The organism is Methanococcoides mangrovi (genome assembly GCF_052057775.1).
Classification (GTDB): Archaea; Halobacteriota; Methanosarcinia; order Methanosarcinales; family Methanosarcinaceae; genus Methanococcoides.
In genome coordinates, this window is the sequence record NZ_CP195121.1 from 1,331,920 (window position 1) to 1,351,647 (window position 19,728).

Here is a 19,728-nt window from a genome sequence, read left to right on the forward strand (position 1 = left end):
TCAGTCCTATGCTTCCATATTCCTGTACCCGTTCAGAAGCTTGATATTAGCACTTATTACGGATTCTTTGAATTTTCTGAGTTCAGGGGTTGTGTCTTCCAGTTCATTTACTTGAGACTCCATCGTTATGGTCTGTCCGGATTGGACGACCTTGCCTTCAGGAATGTCTATACCATGGATGGTGGAATTGTGGAGGATGACCGAGCCTTTTCCGACATGTGACTCAAAGACCACAGAACCGAATCCTATGAAGCAGTTCTCTTCCACAAGGCATGGTCCGTGTACGATACATCCATGTGCAAGGGATGTTTCGGTTCCTATCTTTACTTCGGAATTTGAAAGTGAGTGTATCACTACGTTGTCCTGCACATTACAACCTTTGCTGATGACGACCGAAGAGCCCGGTTCATCTGCCCTGATGACAGCATTTGGTGCAACGAACACATCGTCCTCAATGGTTACATTTCCCACGATAGCCGCGGTTTCGGATATCCACGCACTCTCACTTATTTTTGGCATCTGATTATCTGGATTTCGCATCTGCATCTGATAAGCCTCCCTTTTTAGTGAGTGCCATTAGGGATCTGAATGATGGCACTTATGTGAATATATTTAATAATATGACTGATTATGAGAACTTATTTAATGTTATTTAACCTTATTGCAAATACGCTTACATCTGTAAAATATTTAGGGGTAGTTTTCAAAGATATTAGGATGGCTTCTTTGGTTTTTGAAGTCATACAAGTTTAGGATCACATTAGGAAACGAATATGGCAAAAACGCATTATGTTTATATATCTAAATTCCTATTATGAGGAGGTAGATTTTGCCGTCGTGGCTTAGTGGTATAGCGGCTGATTCGTAATCAGCAGGCCGGGGGTTCGAATCCCCCCGACGGCTATGGAGTACGGGGTTGTAAGCCCCTTCTTATTTCTATTATCATTTTGTAGTTAGCTATACTTTTATGAGGACAATTATAATCTTTCTCCAAATTGAATCCTTACTGAATAGTAGTTGAGAATCAAAGGGGAGTATATTCTTAATTATACCAAGATAGAGGATCTAGAAAAAGGTAAGGATGAATTTATGCATTAATAAATTCATCTAATTTACTTTCAATCATATCTACAAAAGCACCAGATTTTGCAACATTAATTATATTTGCAGTTGGATTTTGCGTAGTATAATCACCAATTGCACGGTTGATAAAATAGTAAGAGTTTCTTATTTCATCAAACCCTATATTTTCCATATCTATATCTCGTATTTTGTTAGCATCATAGTCTTTTTCTTGTGTAAGTGCAGCTGCTGCAACTCTAGAAATATGAAGAGCAAAGTTCTTTGCGATACCCTTTTGAGGCATTTCCAGTTCATTTTTTATAAAACTATTAACTTTTTGATGTAATAAGCAGCAGTTTATAAACGCTTCAATATTTTCTGGATTAAAAATTCTATTGTATGCAGGATCCTCTTTTATTAATGTAGTAGGTCTTGATCGTGCTCTACTTGGGTTATAATTCAAAATTGCTTCAATTGATTGTGCTGTATGTTGTATACTGAAAATTTTATTAGCAGGTTTTCCATGATTTTTATAGTAGTTTTTTCTCCTATCATAGTAGTAACCACGATTTGCAAAAATAACTTCCAAATGTCTTTGAATTTCATCAGTTGCTCTTTGTAGTGTTGGAGATACTGGATTTTGACTATTTGTAGCAAAAATGATGTTATCCATTGTTTCCTTATTTTGTGTAACAATAATTTTTACTAATAGAGATCTATTGTCTTCAGGATTTGTTGGGTCGAAATGTTTGCTAAGTGCATATGATGTTTGTAAACCGTTTACAATTTGAATATCTTCTAGGAACAACTGTTTAGGTGCATTAGAATTGCAGTTTGATACAATCATTGTTACGCCATTGTTAAGCCACCAAAAATCTCTATTATTTTCATACTGTATACTGTGGGCAATTTTTTCATTAACATCGGCTTTGTCACCTTGATAATCTCTAATATTGTTTTCAAACAAATATTCTCTTATTTCATTAGTTTCTTCGTCAACAATAAAATCATAATAGTCTTTTAGGTAAACAACACCCATGTACCCAAATTCCGAGTTATTATGTGGGTCTATATTTGATATAGCAATTGGATTTTCTTTAAATAGCAGAGGCAATTCACTGTGATGGGGCTTTCTATATAACTCTAATAATTCTTCAGAACTATAAAGGTCAAAAGCAACAGTTGCATTTGGAATCGATTTTTTTGTTAGCTCTATAATTTGATCCATTTTAGATTCAAAAACAGTATTGACTTTATTTGCATTTGCTTTTGACGAATATACATAATTAATAGATATTGATGAATTCTTTCGAGCAGCTATTTTCCATATTTCTCGGAAGAGTCCAATTTTTTCAACTAATGCAAAGTTGAATCGAGTTAGTAAAGCATCTTCACTTAATTCTAAATCTAAAACATAAGACAAAGAAGTATTTAATGAGTTTATTGCTTCTTCTTTAAAACTAGTTTCGCGCTTTGATTGGGAAATATATACTTTAATTTGGGTTTTTTTAGAAAATTTGATTTCTTCAAGCTGATCATTATCAGTTATGACTTTATCATTTATTAAAATAAGAAATGAATCAATTCCACCATCATTACTTCCATCGACAATACTATCTTCAATATCTGAATATTATGTATCAAGGTCACTAGTAATAAACAACAATGAGAATATTTCAAAAAGTTCGCTATCTTCAACATCTAATTCATTGGCAATTTTAAATTCTTCAATACATTCATTCAATATTATTGCATTATTCATTATACTTCACCACTTCAAAAAATAATATGACTACATAATATATTTTTGAGATAATAAGCACAATTGATATAAATGTAACTCTTTTAAATTGAAAAAGAAAGTTCTACTAAAAGGAGTTGGGCCTTATAAATAATGAATGTATATCACTTTTTAGTGTATGATTTTCATTTTGAATAGTTATTACTTTCAATCCATGATCATGCCTCGTGCAATCTTTCCGGACATGGTGATTTCAACAACTGTTTCTCTTCCAATGAACATTTTTTTGACCAGTCCCAGCCTTAACAAAACCTTTTAATAATAATCATACAAGAGTTAAATTGTAAATTAAAATGTCCTTTTCAAGGCAGTGACACGGTACTCTCAACACGTGGTTAATAGTCCGCCTGAGGCTTTCTTATTACAGGATTAACTAGCCATTGGTTATTTTTACCATAATGTAGTTAATTAAAATCTGGTCTAATTTTGGCTTTGTAGAATTCCTCAAAATTTTGACAAGAATTTAAGTTAACAATAATTCAAAATGTATAGCAGATATTGATGATTATTTCCTATGTTCATCTGTTGATGGTGATTTTGATAGTTTTTCTACAGAACCAATAATAAGGGGAATCAGATGAAAATAACTGACAAGTACAATGAGATAAGATCAATCCTGATTCCAGGGTTTGACGTAGATACACCAAAGGAAATCAATTTCGGTATTCAGTTCAGCGTATCAAAGAAACAGTTTTCCCGCGTAATAAGAATATACGATGGAAAGAAGGGAATTAAAGTTGATCTATCCCAGTTAGGCACATCACCTGAAGCAGAAGAAATACGTATTGCACTCATAGAAGGTGTAGTACCTTCACTTAATAATAAGAACATTTCAATTCCCGAAGAAAAGTTAACATCATCTATAAACTTGGCTGTTACAAATGGACATGGTGTAATTGGCTCTGATGAATCCGGTAAGGGTGATTTCTTTGGTCCTCTTGTGGTAGCTGCAGTAAAGACCACTCCAGAAATTGAATCAATCCTTGAGGGGATCGGTGTCAGGGATTGCAAACAGTTGACCGATTATCAGAACATTTCTATTTCAAAGCAGATAAAGAGCTCAATTTCAGCTGATATGTTCTCCGTGAAGATCCTTGAACCAGTTGCATACAATAAATACTATGAAAATGTTCAGAACCTGAACATTATACTTACCGTAAACCATGTAAGTGCAATCAGAGACCTGTACCAGCAGGGCGATAGTATCATAATTGATAAATTTTCATACCACGATAAGATGGTAGAGGATGAACTTCGCCAATGGAACATCGATGTGAAGCCTGTTCAGATACCCCGAGCAGAAGACCAGTCAATTGCAGTGGGTGCAGCATCAATCCTTGCACGTGCAGCTTTCCTTGAGGCTATACAGGAAATGAACTAGAAGTATATCGGAGCATTCCCAAAGGGTGCATCGGATAAGGTCAAGAAGGTTGGTGCAAAGTTCATTGAAAAGTATGGCAGGGATAGGTTGCACGAAGTTGCAAAAATGCACTTCAAGACAGCATCCGAGATATGGGGACGCTAAGTCAAAAAAGAAGATCCAAAACGGCAAATAGGATCAAATTGGAGATGATTGAATGGTAGAGCAGAATATGTTAGGTTTATAGCCTCATTTAGATCATTTCAACTCTGAAGATTTTAGAGAAACTCGAAAATCCCAATTTAATTTATTTTGATTTACAGGTGAGAAATCACATCTGATCATCGCTTCTTTAAACTGCTTATTTGTGATGAAGAAACCATCTGGTGTTTGTTCAAAAAGAAGTTTAAGCGCATAACTGGTGTAATTTTTATTTGATCTACTTTGTGGGAGTATATTTAACGTTATCCAATTATCCAGGGCGTTTTTTTGAATATCGGGTAATTCGTATTCACTCGTATCTTTCTTTCTTTTTGCCATATTGATACTGAATGATTTGGAAATATTTAATTCACATCCTCTTTAACTAAGAACACTTCCTCTATTATGGGACTTTGGAATCTTAAACCAATACTCGTATTAACTCTGGAATCCATCCATTATATGGGAGTAGCAGCGGACAGATTTTTGGCAAGTAGCGATGGCTGCCTTTGACACCCTAATTTGCACAAAAATCAACTACCCCCCTACTATTCCCACACACAATCTGTTTTACCTTGAAACTAATATCTTATGTGGGTATGGGGGTTGTGTGGCAAGAGGCGAGTTTGGAGAAGACTTGTTAGGAAGTGGTAACATTATGGAATCTACAGATTCAACTGTGGAGTTAGTTAAGGATTTTGTGTGTGGTATGAAAATTGATAAAAGGACTGCAAAGTTCAAAAGTGAATATGAAGGAGAAACCTACTATTTTTGTTCTCTTTCATGCAAGAAAACGTTCGATGAAAATCCAGAAAAAGTACATTTAGTTAGCTAATTATCAGAATGTGCATATTGATATTTGGTAGTGGTAATTTATGGGAATTATAGATCTAACACTGTTGAATTACTCGATGATATAAACAATAGGGTTATTGGTGGAGGTGCACTTGACCAATTCTTTAAATCCTTGAACCAACAAATATCAACTTTTTGGGTGCAGGGAATGTAAAAGATGAAGGGATGATTTCAGCAAAGTAAGAGAACTGGGTATAGGGCTTGCTAGAAAGATAAAGGGGGATAAGGTGAAGCCGACTGATGATCTAAAAGAAGAACACCATGCTGTTAAATTGATGCTGAAGATATTGGATGGCATTTGTGTTGATATCGAATCTGGAAATAAGGTAGAACATGAGCATCTTGAAAATGTTGTTGAATTCTTGAAAGTGTTTGTTGACAAATGCCACCACACAAAGGAAGAGGAATATCTTTTCCCTGCAATGAAAAAGGCAGAGATTCTCGGATCAACAGTAATTATTGATTCTCTTCTTATAGAACATGAAACTGGAAGACGAAATGTAAGAATGATAAGTGAAGCAGTCTCTGGAAAGATGGACTCTGAAGCTCTCTCAACAATAGTCAAAAACTCAAGGGATTATGTTGAACTTTTGAGTCAACATATAGATAAAGAGGACAATAAACTCTTCCCATTGGCAGATAAACATCTTGCTCCGGAAATTCAGGAAGATCTATTTAAATCATTTGAGATTGTCGAGATCGAGAAAATAGGTGAAGGCAAACATGAAGAGTTCCATAAGCTTCTTCATAATCTAAAAGATGTTTATGTAAAGTCTTAATTCAGCTATGTTCAGTTGAATTCACTCAGATGTGTTCTTTATCCTATGTATATAGGATGAACTTTTTTGTTTTGTAGATTTATTTTGCTGGTTGAAAACCCTTTTATTTGTCGTGCACTAATTAGTAAGTATCAATCAAATGCTCCTAATAAGATCGATAAATGTTTGACTTGGGTCCGAAAACTTACACCCCCCCGACGGCTATGATGTAGGGGGTTAAACTTCCCTCTTTCTTTTCTTATTTATATCTCATTGATGTCTTATGCACCTTGAATTCAGATTGCCTTGAAAGAAAAGTACTTCTTATTTTATCAGTACAACTCAAAAAATTTTCCTAATGATTCTTCATGTTCTCCCATGCTGAACTTGCGGCATAGTTGCCGTAAATTTGTAGACAAAGTTAGTTTTCATCATCAAATTATATTTTGTTTTACTGTATTGTATTATATTTTTTACATTCAATTTGTTGTTTTTTATATCTACAAATATGCTAAAAGAATTATATATAAAAGCATTTAATGACTCTTTTTTTGCCATATGCTCTCCATTTTTATGTTATGGAACAATTACCCCATTGTTCCTATACATTGAAAATATAAATCAAGTGTTTAATAAATAGTTGTTGAGGGTAGGTAAAAGATGAATGTAAAAAATTTGCTCATCTCTATGGGGATCGTTCTATTGATATTGTGTTCTGCTGGAGGTGTCTATGCTACTGGTATAGATACTCAAGAAGATCTTTCAATTAAAAGTGTTCGGGATGTGAGGTCTGTTTCTATGGTAGATACAGACTCCTATCTGGGAGACTTTAAACCAGCTACAGATGCCCAAAAGAAAATGAGCAGTGATCTAGTTGAGCTGGTTAATGAGGACAAAAGCGGTCAGGTACAGGTACAAGTTCCAAATGGTTTTAGCTCTGCCAACTATATTTCCAGGACTGTTGATTACCAGATCTCTGATGATCTTGTTTATGTCTATATATATCTAAATCCATCATCTGACTTTGGTACTGTTGAGCCATATGTATGGGAGATAACGGGTACTGATAGTAAAAATAACATTATGGTTGCATGGGTAGAGGTTAGCGATCTGGAAGAACTGGCAAATATTGGATCAGTACGCACTATAAGAACGGTCATGCCACCAGTGACGAGGGAAGGATCGGTTGTTACTGAGGGTGATTCCATCCACAGGACTGACATCGTCAGGGCAGACTACTCACAAGATGGATCCGGCATAAAGATTGGTGTCATTTCAGACGGTGTAGATAGTCTGGCAATTTCTCAGAGCACCGGTGATCTTCCTACCAATGTAATTGTTCTGAGCAACGAAATTGGGGGTGATGAAGGGACTGCCATGCTCGAGATAATACATGACATGGCACCGGGTGCTGAACTTTATTTTCATGATATGGGAAACGATGTATTAGCATTTAATTCTGCCATTGATTCACTTGTGGACGAAGGATGTACTGTGATCGTTGATGATATTGGATGGATTCTTGAACCATTCTTTGAGGATGGAGTTGTTGCATCGCATGTTGCTCAGGTGATAGAAGACAATGAATTAGTTTATGTATCCTCTGCTGGAAATTCTGCCGATAATCATTATCAGGGATTGTATTATGACAATGTTAATTCTCCCGGGCAGCACGATTTTAGCAGTGGAACAGATACATTTACTGATCTTTATGTTGATATTGAACCTTCTGCATCCGTCATCGTTATTCTTCAATGGGATGATGAATTTGGTTCTTCCGATAATGATTATGATCTTTACCTCGTGGATTATTATTCTGATGAAGTTCTGGGATATAGTGTAATCACTCAAGATGGAAATGGTGATCCTCTTGAAGGGTTTTACTATGAAAATGATGGTTATGACACCAGGGAGGCCAAAGTTATTGTGGAGAGATATTCTGGAGATGCAAAGATCCTTGAACTTTATATCTACGGGGTTTCTCTTTACACAGATAATCTCAATTCTGATGATTCTATATTTGGTCATCCTGCAGTACCTGACGTTATAGCAGTGGGCGCTATAAGTGCCGGTGATCCCGGTAATGATGACATCGAATACTTTTCGTCACAGGGGCCAGTTACGATAAGCTACCCCTCAGAAGTGTTACGTCAAAAACCCGATGTAGTAGGAATTGATGGTGTATCTGTAACTGGAGTAGGTTTTGTAACCCCTTTCTATGGTACAAGTGCTTCTGCACCGCATGTCGCAGCAATTGCAGCTCAGGTATGGTCTGCATATCCTGATATGACTGCTTCTGATGTTCGGGAAGTTCTGCGCTCTTCTACAGTAGATTGTGGGGATCAGGGATTTGATTATGTATATGGTAACGGGCTGGTCAATGCATTGAATGCTTATATTTTATCAGATACATTTGACCCAGAAGTTATCATCGATCCTGTAACAAGTCCAACCAATGTTACCACTCAGACCATCGCAGGAACTGTCACAGAACTTAACCTTGATTCAGTTACAGTCAATAGTGTGGATGCAACAGTTACAGGTAATAGCTATTCTGCAACAATTGATCTTTCTGAAGGCGAGAATGTAATTACGGTAATTGCAACAGACATTGCTGGCAACGTTGGAAACAACACTACTTCAATATTTGTTGATACAGTTGATCCAGAGGTTACTATTGATGCTGTAACAACTCCAACCAATGTTACCACTCAGACGATCACAGGAACTTTCATAGATCCTAACCTTGATTCAGTTACAGTCAATGGCGTAGCTGCAACAGTTGCCGGTGATGGCTATTCTGCAACAATTGATCTTTCTGAAGGCGAGAATGTAATTACGGTAATTGCAACAGACATTGCTGGCAACGTTGGAAACAACACTACTTCAATATTTGTTGATACAGTTGATCCAGAGGTTACTATTGATGCTGTAACAACTCCAACCAATGATAGTACCCAGACGATCACAGGAACTTTCATAGATCTTAACCTTGATTCAGTTACAGTCAATGGCGTAGCTGCAACAGTTGTCGTTGATGGCTATTCTGCAACAATTGATCTTTCTGAAGGCGAGAATGTAATTACGGTAATTGCAACAGACATTGCTGGCAACGTTGGAAACAACACTACTTCAATATTTGTTGATACAGTTGATCCAGAGGTTACTATTGATGCTGTAACAACTCCAACCAATGATAGTACCCAGACGATCACAGGAACTTTCATAGATCTTAACCTTGATTCAGTTACAGTCAATGGCGTAGCTGCAACAGTTGTCGTTGATGGCTATTCTGCAACAATTGATCTGTCTGAAGGCGAGAATGTAATTACGGTAATTGCAACAGACATTGCTGGCAACGTTGGAAACAACACAACTTCCATACTGCTGGATACAATTGATCCAACAATCAGTATCGACAGCATTACAGGCACATATGTTGTGGATGAAGTGGTGTATACTAATTCGACCATCAATGTTAATGCAACAGCATCAGGAACTCCAGGAGATGTGAATTCAGTTGAGTACACACTCGGTTCTGTACTTACAAACTATGAGAGGAGCATGAATGCAGAACTGATCAATGGTAACTGGACAGCAACATTCGACTTTTCATCAATACCTGATGATGGTCACTACACGCTTACTGCAAATACCATCGATAATGCAATGAATTCGAAATCTATCAATTCCGATGTTTTAATATTAGTTGATCGTGTATCTCCAGAATTCTCATCAACTGTTTCCAGATATAATGAAACTCATGGAATGGTTTCTGTAATTTCTTCCGAAACTATTGCCGGATGTCCTGCAGTTGAAGTAAATTCAGTTGCAATTGAGGTTGTTAAGAACAGTGGTAATTGGACTGGATATTTCCAGCCGGGTACTGAACAGATGTTCAATGTTACTGTAAAAGGTACCGATATTGCAGGCAACATTGGTTCTAGCATTTCTACAGCCTTTATGGAAACAATTGAATTCACAAACGGATCTGGATCATTCAATAGTAGCAATTTTGGTACGATCATTACTTTCAACACCACAATTGATACTATTGGATGTATAATTGTGACAGAAAGCGAGGAACCAATGGCCAATCTGACAGATGATTCTGTAGGACTTTACTTCATAAATGTAGAACTCGATGGCAGTCTTTCAGAAAATATGTCTGGTGCCATGATTGCAATACCGATAAGTTCAGTTACTCTGTTTGATGGAATTAGCAAAGAAGACGTTTCCATACGTTATTACAACGAAACGGAAGACCTTTGGGAGATCTGTCCAACTTCTATAGATATTGTTAATGATGAAGAATGCTGGATCACATATGTGGATCATTTCTCAACTTATGGGGTTATTGTAACTGACACAATAGCTCCTGTAATGGATAATGTATCTCCTGTAAGTGGGACTATATTTGCTAAAGATACTACTTCCGTTGATATCCGGTTCAATTATAGTGATGAGCAAACTGGTATTAACGTCAGTTCAATTGTCTTTGAATTGGATGATGTTGTAATTGCTGATGATTCGCTGGAGATTACAAGCAGTTATGCTTCCTATAATGCTACAGACTTAATTTCTGGAAGTTTCACTGCTTTAGTAACAGTTGTTGATAATGCCGGCAATTCTGCAGTTTTTAGCACATCATTCTCAATAGCATCTGATAGTACAACCAGATCAGGAAGTGGTGGCTCTTCTGGTGGTGGCGGTGGAAGTGGAGCAACCGGCGAGTCCTTCGAGAACATCGCATTCAAGGATGTGAAGACAGAGGACATCGTATTTGGACTTGATATCAGTTACCTCTTCGATGAAGAACAGAATGCAATTTAGTATATCAACTTCTCTGCATTGAGAACTTACGGAAAGATTTCGACGACTATTGAAGTGCTTAAGGACAGATCTACAATGGTTGAAGAAAGTGCTCCTGGACTTGTCTATAGCAACCTTAACATCTGGGTTGGTAAATCAGGATTTGCTACTGAAGATAATATTGCTGACCCTGTAATAGTTTTCCGTGTAGCAAAAGTCTGGTTGACAGAGAATTGTATTGATGAGAATTCAATATCACTCTATCGATATAGTGGGGGTAAATGGAATGCTCTTAATACCGGGAAGATTTGTGAAGATGATTCATACGTCTACTTCGAAGCAGAAACTCCAGGTTTCTCACCATTTGCTATTGCAGCAGATGTTGATGATGGGGCTGTAACAGACAATACTGATCCAGCGGAAGAGGTTTATGACTCTGGCAATGATATGGTTTTGTCATATGAGGAACTTCCTGTAAGTGAATCAAAAAGCATCCCTGGAATTTCCATGGTCACATCCGTGTGCATCCTGATATTTGCTTGCCTGTTCAGGAAAAGGAAGAACTGAGTTTCTTCCTTTTTTTCTTCTTTTTGAATTGAAATATCATTTCAATCACGAAATAACAGAAATGTTATTGGCCAAATATCTAATCTCTTCCTGGTATGGTCATTGAGATTAAATGGCTTATCAGCACTAGCATTCGCTTCATGTGATGAAAATCCCTTTTGAAAGACACTTGTTTATTTTTAATGTATAAATCTTCTCGACGGCTATGGAGTACGGGGTTGTAAGCCACTTGTTATTTTTATTTATCTTATACTACTTTGAGTTCAAATCTTACTCCCTGCACATGGAATAGGGGATATGGGTAACTCAGAAAAATGCAACTTTATGTTTTTATGTAGTAAGTAGGTTTTAGGAGATAATATGGTAGCAACCAGGCAAAAGTATTCATTCTGATCTCACATCATCCAGTCACCCTCCCAAAAAGATAGAAAAATAACTATCTGCTTTGAACAAAAAATAACACCTTTTTACTCATCTATCGAATAGATATATGTGCAACTTCCTCTTATACTAATCTTGTTCAAATCTATTTGATGCCTCATCATCACAAGGAGAAATAACATGAATAATGACAGGGATACAGGTTCATGCTGCTCATCTGATAGCGGAACGGACACATCCTGTTTCATCACAATGGTAGATCTGGACCGAAACATCTCTCCTCCTGAGATCCGCAAGACCGCAAGTGTGATCACTTTCAGTGACAGGTTTGATCATTTTCTTGGGCGGTGTGGTGTCAAACGAGAAGAACACATTGTAAGTCCGGGAATCTATAAACTGGGAAACCCTACTCCGGATTCTTCTGTCTTTGTCTCGGCGAATTATACACTCAGTTTCGATGCACTCCGCAGTTCACTTGCAGGTATCGACTGTTATATCCTTGTCATAGATACCAAAGGTATCAACGTCTGGTGTGCTGCCGGCAAAGGAACATTCGGTACTGATGAAATAATCTATCGCATCAAATGGTCAGGACTTGACAAGATCATCAACCATCGAAATCTCATTTTACCACAACTCAGTGCACCGGGAGTCTCTGCACATGCTGTCAAACGCAGGTCTGGTTTTAAGGTCGAATACGGACCTGTTCGTGCCGAAGACCTTCCGCAATATCTCAGGACTCATACCGCAACAGCTGAAATGCGCAGGGTCCGATTCACATTCATGGACAGGCTGGTGTTAACTCCTGTGGAATTGGTTCATGTAATCAAACCAACATTACTTGCTGCAATCATCCTCTACTTGTTAGTAGGTCCTTTTGCAGTACTCATTGCGGTCGTCACAGCATTCACAGGAACCGTACTGTTCCCTGTTCTGCTTCCTTTCATTCCGACACACGACCTCAGTACAAAGGGACTGATACTGGGAGGAATTGTAACGATTCCATTTGCATTCGTTGTTGCAACGAATTCTATGATTAACTCTGCGATGTCACCCCTGGAGAATATACTTGCAGCATTGTCCGCTTTCCTCATACCGACCGCAGTGATTGCATATCTTGCCCTTAATTTTACAGGATGTACAACCTACACTTCAAGAACCGGTGTCAAAAAAGAGATATTCAGATATGTACCGTTCATGGCAATTATGGGAGGTATGGGACTACTTTTTCTTATCATTCTGTTTATCACTTTAATGGAGGTGATCTGATGTTCAACTCATATCTTGAGAACACCCTTCAATATTATCCTGAGAAATGCATCAATTGCCTCATGTGTACACAGGTCTGTCCTCATGGAGTGTTTACCGAAGGAAAGGAACACGTAGAACTCAAAAGTCCTGCTTCATGTATGGAATGTGGAGCTTGTGCAGGCAATTGTCCTGTGCAGGCAATTGAAGTAGAGAGTGGTGTGGGATGTGCGTGGGCAATGATTAGTGCAGCACTCAGAGGTAAGGATATGGATAGTGATGCGTGTTGTTGTGGTGAGGACGATGGGTGCTGCCAATGAAGATATACAGGGATGCAGGTCTTCAATACATTATGGGAATGATAAGAGAGGTTTATCATAAGAGGGTTTTTCCATTGTACATGACTTATACAAATGGGGTGGCAAACGCTTCACCAGAACTGACAAGCATATTTAATCCTTAAAGAAATTCGATATTTATCCCGCTTCCTATTCCCCGTATTTAGGATATGCACATTTGAAAACCATGCTGATATATGGTATCATCTGAAATTGATTTCAACTATCCCACTCAGGCGTACGCAGTAACCAGAGCAAAAGAAGAATTAATTATTTACAGTCAAAAAGATTCTGAAAGCAAGTTTCTTGAAGAGATAAAGAATCATATAATTCTTAAGGAATTACGAAAATAAATTCACTTCAATCTTGATTTTCAATTTATGAATTTCGTTATTAAGCGATGTATTTCCCTTCCTATGGGGGTATAAGTTCCCCCGATGGGTTTCCATATGATTTCTGGTTCTAATGTTATCATTTTTGATTAATATTCCGGGTTCAAGTCTTACCCATTGTGCAAAAAATAATGTATGTAGTAATCCTGTTGTTCCGTCTAAATGGCAATTTCCGTTTCCTGACGGATAGGTGATTTCATGGACAACCAATAAATCAACTCTATAGGTGGTGTTTCTCCTTTTCAAAAATGGATTCATTAAACCTGCATAACAAGGAAATGATGCAAACTTTCATCCTTGAACATGTTTGGAGATTTACTTTTCTGGACGAAAACCTTTCCATGGTTTTAATGAGGCATTCTATGGATTCAACTGTTTCTTGAGCCATCGGCACAGCCTGAAATTTTCAAATTTTTGTGTTATCTTGGTTGAGGATTTCTACAAAGCCCTTGATTCGATACTTTGTGTCCCTTATTTCTATTCAAATGTAGCACTTTGTGTTCGAATAACATAGTTGATGGTCAACAGAACTTTATGGCAATCCCATATTATTAAAAAACTTTATATATTAGAAAATAGTACATAGGTTGCCTACTATCGTAGGGGTAAAAGGCAAACTAAAGGAACAAATACTATACTTAAATCAAAAGGAGAAACAACTATGGTAAATAAGATCGAAGTTAGAGTTGTATCAGCTTCACCTCTGCCACATGCATTACATGGTTTCAGGTTAAGCAACGGAACAGTTGGAAAAACCAATGCACATTCTGTTCTTGAAAACTCCGCTCGTAGAGTAATTGAGTAATAGTTGTCATTTATTTACAGGCATTGATATATCCTCCCGACATATCATTGCCACAACTTATTTTCAAAAACGATTAACTAAATAGATGATCCATAGGCCTTTTCAGGATCAACAGCGGGTTGTATTGGTCAGGACAGCTCTCAGGCTGCTACATTGACTGGGAATACTGCTGAAGGATCAAAGAAAGTTGATGTTGTTTATCTGAGCGGTGGGGATTATGGTTACCCACAACCATTCACGATATATCCGAGGGGTCCCGGTTCTTCAAAGGTAGGTATAATCTTTGACAGTCTGGTGGAAAGAGATGAAGTTGGTATAATTCCCTGGCTGGCTGAAAGCTGGGAAATCAATTCAGATGGAACTGAATATACCTTTTATCTGCGGGAAGGTGTAAAGTGGAGCGATGGAGCACCATTTACGGCAAATGATGTTAAATTTACTTTCGATTATGAGCAGGAAAATGTACCGGTTTCAGGTGGAATTGAAGCTGGTGTTATAGAAAGTGTTCAGGTTGTGGATTCGTCTAATGTTAAATTCGTATTGACTCAGCCGGTGTCAACTTTCCTTTACAAGCTCACGAGTTTTAAGATCATACCTGAGCACATATATGGAAATATCTCAGATCCTGTCAGTTTCCTTGAGCCGGAAGCAGTAATTGGTACTGGTCCGTTCCTTCTTGATGAATATAACCAAGAGCATGGGACATATCGTTTCGTGAGAAACAAAAATTTCTGGGGACCGGATACTGCCGTTGAATTTGTTCCGGTCAGTGATCCATTGATAGCTTTTGAACAGGGTGAGATCGATTTCACAGGTATATCGCCTGATACTCTTGATCGTTTCACATCAGACCCTGATGTAAGGGTAGTCCACCAGCCAGCATTCTGGGGTTATCAGTTCTATTTCAACATGAATACATGTACGGAGCTTAATGACAAAAGAATAAGACAGGCTTTTGCTTTTGCTTATGCTATTGATCTTGATGAACTGGTGGAAAAGATCGCTAGAGGTGCGGGAAAGCCTAATACTCAACATGTTACAACTCTTCTCATTTTAAGATAAACCTTTCCAATCTATCATCTTCATGGCTATAATAGAAGAAATCAACATCATATACGAGATGCCCGTATTGTTTTAACCAGTCCTCTGGAACGCGGCGGTCATTCCCAAAGACCAGAAACTTATGCAATGCGGCAGCTTTTTCCAGTAACCATACATGTTCAGAAATGACCGGGAATTTTGCTGATGGCAGATCTTTATCATCATCCATCGTAAGGTAATGTGCATAGCCAACTATTTCTTTATCATGGGACATCATACCCGAAGACTTTGGGATTCCCGGGTATTGGCCTGTAACCAGTTCTTTGGAATAAAAATCAGACATTACATCAAGTGCTTTATTTTCGAAATCATGTGATTTTGTTGGTGTGGATGTTTTAAAATCCTCGGATTTATCTTTTGTATAGATGATGTTTTCCGGGTTGATGAAGCTCACTCGTTGAGTTTCTAAATTCACTTTTGCTTTCCAGCCATAGCCAAGCCATCCATCCATTGCATGAATTCGGTCTTTGTCATTGGTCCACCACGCGGGGTGGTTCCTTGCAGCTGGTGGTAAGGGGAAACCCAATATGCTTTCAATCTCTGAAAGATCGAGTTGAACTCGAGTTCCTTTCTGATTTCCGAGATACGTCCCTAATTCTGAATATTTGCCCATTGTATCTACCACCATATTTGAATGAACCAGATAATAAATGAATCATTTACCGGATAAAAGATGATCACAGATCAGGCTCTTTCACTACTCAAAGCAGATTATTTTCAGGGTAATTATGGTTATTGGTTCAAGATTTCTCGCTACAACAGCAAGAAGCTATTACAGGCTGGCAGTTCATGGTGGATCAGTTGGAAATACAAAAAAGTGAATGTTGTTTTTATAATTCTTTTTCAAGAGTATTCAGAGATCCATCATAGATCCTTTAAATTGTGAATTATTTCTGCATACTTTTATTATCTGCCATTCTAATAAGGCGAATGAATATAAAAGAATGGATACTGAGCTCATAAAGAACAGAGGCACACAGGCCTACGAGTACGAAGTTGTTTATGCAGGTGATAATACAAAACGCAATGTGATCTTCAACAAATCCGTTTTCACGGGCATGAACAACAATGTTGCTGGTATAATTGGGGTAATTCTGGATATTACCGAACGTGTAAGATCAGAAAAACTACTTAAAGAGTATTTTTATAGACGTTATGCGTCACGATCTTTTGAACAATGTAACTGTTATAGATGGATACAACAGTCTGTTGATCTCTAGTGAAGATGATGACAAAAAGCTGGAGTGGCTGAAAAAAATGGACATCAGTACTAAAAAACTGATAGAACTTATTGAAAGTGCTGCATCACTTGTCAAACTTGAATCAACCGATGGGCTGGAACTCGGTTCGATTGATATTGGAAATATGCTGTGTGAAAGTATAGGCAACTTTGAGTATCAGGCAGGCTGTAAAGGCTCAGACATCAATTTTGTCTCGGAAGGGACATTTGTTGCACTTGCAAACCCCGTCATCGAAGAAGTATTTTTCAATTAATCTCAAATGCATTGAAATACGGATCTGACAATGGCAATATAAAGATCGATATTGAAGATGCAGGCGACAAATGGAATGTTAAGTTCACGGATTCAGGAAATGGGGTTCCTGATGAATACAAATCCCTTGTATTTGAACGCTTCAAACGTGTAGGGAATGCCGCTATATAGGGAAGCGGTCTCAGACTTGCCATTGTAAAAAAGATAGCTGATCTACACAACGGAGAAGTGGGTGTGGAAGATAATCCCGATGGGCATGGCAGTTTTTTCTGGGTGACATTGAGGAAAGCATGAACGAATTTTCGGAAGGTTCTTGAGTCAAGTGAGTTGGAGTTTGTAGCTATTGATAACAAAAATGCTTCAAATTAGATGAAAGTAATATGATATATTTTATAATCTAATAAGAAGCATTATAAATTATGTACGAACTACACACTCCTGTCAATCCTAAAGCTGTAGTAAAGTACATAGGATATTACCTGATAGCTTTTGCTTTTGTATTGTTTGTTCCTGCAATTGCTGCGCTTATACTCGGATATATGGAAGGCGTGGTCGATTATGGGCTCACTTCTGTTGTAGTTTTCATCATTGGATATCTGATATATCGATCTCTCCCTGATTATGATCTTGAGGCAAAGGATGCCCTGATCATCGTAGCACTGGTTTTCCCGATCTCAGCTTTCCTTAGTGCGATCCCTATGTCACTTACAACGGGGATGCCTTTCATCGATGCTTATTTTGAAAGTGTTTCAGCTGTTACGACAACGGGGCTTAGTGTTGCACCGCCGGATGTCGGACCCTTGTTCCTTTTCTCACGTTCCTGGGGTCAATGGGTTGGAGGGATAGGAATTATCCTTGTTGTTCTCTCGGTCCTGATTAGTCCGGGAACCACAGCTTCGAGGATCTATAAGGCCAACTACGGGGACATGAAGATAAGGCCAACTGTGATAGCCACCACCCGCACACTTGGTAAGGTCTACATTATTATTACATTGATCTCTGTGGTACTTCTTTTGATCAGCGGGATGTCACTGTTCGATTCGATCTGCCATGCACTTTGCTGTGTATCAACAGGTGGATTTTCCACACGTGCTGCAAGTATAGGGGCATATGGGGGCACCCTGGTACCAGCTTCAATAAGTGTATCATGCCTTCTGGGAGCTGTCAGTTTTGTACTTTATCCATCTCTTCTCAGGAATCCTGGGAAGGTATTAAAAAATGTGGAACTTCGCTATTTCCTGACCTTTATTACTGTGGGGTCAATGGTTTTTGCTTTTACTATTGCAGGTGAGAACATGGGCTATGGTCTAATCCCGAAAAGTCTTTTCCAGGTGATCTCAGCAATCACTACTGCAGGCTTTTCCACGATGGACCTTTCTATTTTATCTGAGGCATCAATAGCTGTTCTGATATTTATGATGTGGATGGGTGGAAATGTCGGTTCCACTGCAGGTGGTATAAAGATATTCAGGATAGTTCTATTGTTAAAAGTGGTTCATAATGTATTGCTGAGGCTATTTCTTCCAAGGGAGGCTATTACACCTATAAAGATCGAAGATCATGTAATAGAAAGCGACGAGATATACAATCTTGTGACCTTCATGCTGCTTTATACGCTGATACTTATTGTATCATCTTTCATTTTCATGCTTTATGGGACGAATATGGGTAACTCCTTGTTCGAGGTGTCAAGTGCTTTGAGTACCGTAGGACTCTCTACAGGTACTACTAGTGCTGCAATGCCAATTGTTCTTAAGTTTGTATTAATATTTGATATGTTATTTGGAAGAATAGAGATAATTCCATTGCTATTGCTATTCATGCCGGGAACATGGATGAGAAGGAAAAGGGAAAATAAGAGGAATGTGAGATCATGAGAGTAATTATAGTCGGAGCTGGTTCTCTGGGAATACACCTTACCAGAAATCTTATCGATCAGGGCAGAGAGGTCATTCTTATCGAGAAAGATGAAGCTATAGCTAAAGAACTTGCAGAAACCCTGGATTGTACGGTTATAAATGCTGAAGGCACAAGACCAGATATCCTTGAAAAGGCGGATATCGCTAATGCAGATGCAGTAGTTGCCTGTACTCCAAATGACCAGAACAACATTCTTATAGGCTTGATCGCCAGGGATGCTAAGGTTGAGAAGCTCATCCTCAAGATAGAGGACAAGCAGTTCATGGATATCGCAAGCAAGCTTGGATTCTATCATATGATAAATCCAGCCAGCATATCTTCCAGCTATATTTCAGATGTTCTCAGAGGAATAAACGCAATTGAACTTAGTAATATGGTGCGTTATGATGTGCGTTTTATAAGTGTCATAGCAACTGAAAAAATAATCGATATGCGATTGTCCGAGATACCGCTGCCAGAGAACAGTGCTTTCATTGGTGTATACCGTAAGAATGATTTCATCCTTGCTGAGAAGGATCCTAAATTATCTGAAAAGGATGAGCTTATCCTTGTGACAAGGGCAGATATGATCAGCAGTGTGAACGAGGTCCTGGGCAGGAATCTCGACTAATTAAAAATTTGTACCAGTATCTCT

19 protein-coding genes, 1 tRNA gene and 1 pseudogene are annotated in these 19,728 nt (G+C 38.1%); 15 read left to right on the plus strand and 6 right to left on the minus strand.

From position 1 onward, the window contains the following. Window positions 1-6: 6 nt before the first annotated feature. The gene (locus tag ACR3I3_RS06835; RefSeq protein ID WP_440951523.1) at window positions 7-546 is read right to left on the minus strand and encodes a carbonate dehydratase; all 540 of its coding nucleotides are present in this window, start codon (window positions 544-546) and stop codon (window positions 7-9) included. Window positions 547-831: 285 nt separating this feature from the next. On the opposite strand from ACR3I3_RS06835, the gene ACR3I3_RS06840 reads away from it, so the two are divergent. Beyond that, a tRNA-Thr gene (locus ACR3I3_RS06840) sits at window positions 832-903 on the plus strand. 184 nt (window positions 904-1,087) lie between these two features. Here ACR3I3_RS06840 and ACR3I3_RS06845 read toward each other — a convergent pair. Both ACR3I3_RS06845 and ACR3I3_RS06850 read right to left on the minus strand, forming a co-directional pair. Beyond that, complete coding sequence (locus tag ACR3I3_RS06845) at window positions 1,088-2,485, minus strand: AIPR family protein (protein ID WP_440951524.1); 1,398 nt, start codon at window positions 2,483-2,485, stop codon at window positions 1,088-1,090. A gap of 210 nt (window positions 2,486-2,695) precedes the next feature. Continuing rightward, the gene (locus ACR3I3_RS06850; protein ID WP_440951525.1) at window positions 2,696-2,824 is read right to left on the minus strand and encodes a hypothetical protein; all 129 of its coding nucleotides are present in this window, start codon (window positions 2,822-2,824) and stop codon (window positions 2,696-2,698) included. Window positions 2,825-3,440: 616 nt separating this feature from the next. On the opposite strand from ACR3I3_RS06850, the gene ACR3I3_RS06855 reads away from it, so the two are divergent. Beyond that, window positions 3,441-4,244, plus strand: coding sequence for a ribonuclease HIII (locus ACR3I3_RS06855; protein WP_440951526.1), 804 nt, complete (start codon window positions 3,441-3,443; stop codon window positions 4,242-4,244). 237 nt (window positions 4,245-4,481) lie between these two features. Here ACR3I3_RS06855 and ACR3I3_RS06860 read toward each other — a convergent pair whose 3' ends face one another. After that, on the minus strand, window positions 4,482-4,763 hold the full coding sequence (locus ACR3I3_RS06860) for a hypothetical protein (RefSeq protein ID WP_440951527.1): 282 nt from the start codon (window positions 4,761-4,763) through the stop codon (window positions 4,482-4,484). Between the two features lie 271 nt (window positions 4,764-5,034). Here ACR3I3_RS06860 and ACR3I3_RS06865 point away from each other — a divergent pair, with 271 nt between their 5' ends. Both ACR3I3_RS06865 and ACR3I3_RS06870 read left to right on the plus strand, forming a co-directional pair. Then, entirely contained in the window at window positions 5,035-5,259 is a 225-nt protein-coding gene (locus tag ACR3I3_RS06865; RefSeq protein WP_440951528.1) for a YHS domain-containing protein, read from the plus strand. Window positions 5,260-5,506: 247 nt separating this feature from the next. Continuing rightward, the gene (locus ACR3I3_RS06870; protein WP_440951529.1) at window positions 5,507-6,058 is read left to right on the plus strand and encodes a hemerythrin domain-containing protein; all 552 of its coding nucleotides are present in this window, start codon (window positions 5,507-5,509) and stop codon (window positions 6,056-6,058) included. A 345-nt stretch (window positions 6,059-6,403) separates the two neighbouring features. On the opposite strand, the gene ACR3I3_RS06875 is transcribed toward ACR3I3_RS06870, so the two are convergent. Beyond that, window positions 6,404-6,595, minus strand: a complete 192-nt coding sequence (locus tag ACR3I3_RS06875; RefSeq protein ID WP_440951530.1) for a hypothetical protein — start codon at window positions 6,593-6,595, stop codon at window positions 6,404-6,406. A 240-nt stretch (window positions 6,596-6,835) separates the two neighbouring features. Between ACR3I3_RS06875 and ACR3I3_RS06880 the strand changes: the two genes are divergently transcribed. The 7 genes from ACR3I3_RS06880 (at window position 6,836) to ACR3I3_RS06910 (ending at window position 15,642) form a co-directional block, all read left to right on the plus strand. Further along, window positions 6,836-10,870, plus strand: a complete 4,035-nt coding sequence (locus tag ACR3I3_RS06880; protein WP_440951531.1) for a S8 family serine peptidase — start codon at window positions 6,836-6,838, stop codon at window positions 10,868-10,870. A gap of 54 nt (window positions 10,871-10,924) precedes the next feature. Then, window positions 10,925-11,416 (plus strand): PGF-pre-PGF domain-containing protein, encoded by a 492-nt coding sequence (locus ACR3I3_RS06885; protein WP_440951532.1) that lies wholly within the window; start codon window positions 10,925-10,927, stop codon window positions 11,414-11,416. A 561-nt stretch (window positions 11,417-11,977) separates the two neighbouring features. Next, window positions 11,978-13,066 carry a mercury methylation corrinoid protein HgcA gene (gene hgcA, locus ACR3I3_RS06890; protein WP_440951533.1) on the plus strand — a complete coding sequence of 363 codons (1,089 nt, stop codon included), beginning with the start codon at window positions 11,978-11,980 and terminating at the stop codon, window positions 13,064-13,066. Next, on the plus strand, window positions 13,066-13,365 hold the full coding sequence (hgcB, locus tag ACR3I3_RS06895) for a mercury methylation ferredoxin HgcB (RefSeq protein ID WP_440951534.1): 300 nt from the start codon (window positions 13,066-13,068) through the stop codon (window positions 13,363-13,365). Before hgcA ends, hgcB begins: the two co-directional genes overlap by 1 nt. Continuing rightward, window positions 13,362-13,508 carry a hypothetical protein gene (locus ACR3I3_RS06900; protein ID WP_440951535.1) on the plus strand — a complete coding sequence of 49 codons (147 nt, stop codon included), beginning with the start codon at window positions 13,362-13,364 and terminating at the stop codon, window positions 13,506-13,508. The genes hgcB and ACR3I3_RS06900 overlap by 4 nt, the downstream gene beginning before the upstream one ends. Before the next feature lie 928 nt (window positions 13,509-14,436). Next, entirely contained in the window at window positions 14,437-14,580 is a 144-nt protein-coding gene (locus ACR3I3_RS06905; protein WP_440951536.1) for a hypothetical protein, read from the plus strand. A gap of 153 nt (window positions 14,581-14,733) precedes the next feature. Then, window positions 14,734-15,642: an ABC transporter substrate-binding protein gene (locus ACR3I3_RS06910; protein WP_440951537.1), complete on the plus strand. Its 909-nt coding sequence runs from the start codon at window positions 14,734-14,736 to the stop codon at window positions 15,640-15,642. On the opposite strand, the gene ACR3I3_RS06915 is transcribed toward ACR3I3_RS06910, so the two are convergent. Continuing rightward, window positions 15,629-16,294: a DUF7662 domain-containing protein gene (locus ACR3I3_RS06915; protein WP_440951538.1), complete on the minus strand. Its 666-nt coding sequence runs from the start codon at window positions 16,292-16,294 to the stop codon at window positions 15,629-15,631. The two genes, ACR3I3_RS06910 and ACR3I3_RS06915, sit on opposite strands and share 14 nt — an antisense overlap. 542 nt (window positions 16,295-16,836) lie before the next feature. Between ACR3I3_RS06915 and ACR3I3_RS06920 the strand changes: the two genes are divergently transcribed. The 4 genes and pseudogenes from ACR3I3_RS06920 (at window position 16,837) to ACR3I3_RS06935 (ending at window position 19,704) form a co-directional block, all read left to right on the plus strand. Beyond that, entirely contained in the window at window positions 16,837-17,175 is a 339-nt protein-coding gene (locus tag ACR3I3_RS06920) for a hypothetical protein (RefSeq protein ID WP_440951539.1), read from the plus strand. 11 nt (window positions 17,176-17,186) lie between these two features. Then, window positions 17,187-17,468 (plus strand): annotated as a pseudogene (locus ACR3I3_RS06925) (sensor histidine kinase). Between the two features lie 125 nt (window positions 17,469-17,593). Continuing rightward, window positions 17,594-19,051, plus strand: coding sequence for a TrkH family potassium uptake protein (locus tag ACR3I3_RS06930; protein ID WP_440951540.1), 1,458 nt, complete (start codon window positions 17,594-17,596; stop codon window positions 19,049-19,051). Next, window positions 19,048-19,704: a potassium channel family protein gene (locus ACR3I3_RS06935; RefSeq protein ID WP_440951541.1), complete on the plus strand. Its 657-nt coding sequence runs from the start codon at window positions 19,048-19,050 to the stop codon at window positions 19,702-19,704. The genes ACR3I3_RS06930 and ACR3I3_RS06935 overlap by 4 nt, the downstream gene beginning before the upstream one ends. The last annotated feature ends 24 nt before the right edge of the window (window positions 19,705-19,728 follow it).

Excerpts from the sequence above, each read along its gene's own strand:
- ACR3I3_RS06935 (WP_440951541.1), top strand. The coding sequence starts at position 19,048 with ATGAGAGTAATTATAGTCGGAGCTGGTTCTCTGGGAATACACCTTACC.
- ACR3I3_RS06930 (WP_440951540.1), top strand. The coding sequence starts at position 17,594 with ATGTACGAACTACACACTCCTGTCAATCCTAAAGCTGTAGTAAAGTAC.
- ACR3I3_RS06920 (WP_440951539.1), top strand. The coding sequence starts at position 16,837 with ATGCGTCACGATCTTTTGAACAATGTAACTGTTATAGATGGATACAAC.
- ACR3I3_RS06905 (WP_440951536.1), top strand. The coding sequence starts at position 14,437 with ATGGTAAATAAGATCGAAGTTAGAGTTGTATCAGCTTCACCTCTGCCA.
- ACR3I3_RS06855 (WP_440951526.1), top strand. The coding sequence starts at position 3,441 with ATGAAAATAACTGACAAGTACAATGAGATAAGATCAATCCTGATTCCA.
- hgcB (WP_440951534.1), top strand. The coding sequence starts at position 13,066 with ATGTTCAACTCATATCTTGAGAACACCCTTCAATATTATCCTGAGAAA.
- ACR3I3_RS06875 (WP_440951530.1), bottom strand. The coding sequence starts at position 6,595 with ATGGCAAAAAAAGAGTCATTAAATGCTTTTATATATAATTCTTTTAGC.
- ACR3I3_RS06860 (WP_440951527.1), bottom strand. The coding sequence starts at position 4,763 with ATGGCAAAAAGAAAGAAAGATACGAGTGAATACGAATTACCCGATATT.
- ACR3I3_RS06835 (WP_440951523.1), bottom strand. The coding sequence starts at position 546 with ATGCAGATGCGAAATCCAGATAATCAGATGCCAAAAATAAGTGAGAGT.
- ACR3I3_RS06915 (WP_440951538.1), bottom strand. The coding sequence starts at position 16,294 with ATGGGCAAATATTCAGAATTAGGGACGTATCTCGGAAATCAGAAAGGA.
- hgcA (WP_440951533.1), top strand. The coding sequence starts at position 11,978 with ATGAATAATGACAGGGATACAGGTTCATGCTGCTCATCTGATAGCGGA.
- ACR3I3_RS06900 (WP_440951535.1), top strand. The coding sequence starts at position 13,362 with ATGAAGATATACAGGGATGCAGGTCTTCAATACATTATGGGAATGATA.
- ACR3I3_RS06880 (WP_440951531.1), top strand. The coding sequence starts at position 6,836 with ATGGTAGATACAGACTCCTATCTGGGAGACTTTAAACCAGCTACAGAT.
- ACR3I3_RS06850 (WP_440951525.1), bottom strand. The coding sequence starts at position 2,824 with ATGAATAATGCAATAATATTGAATGAATGTATTGAAGAATTTAAAATT.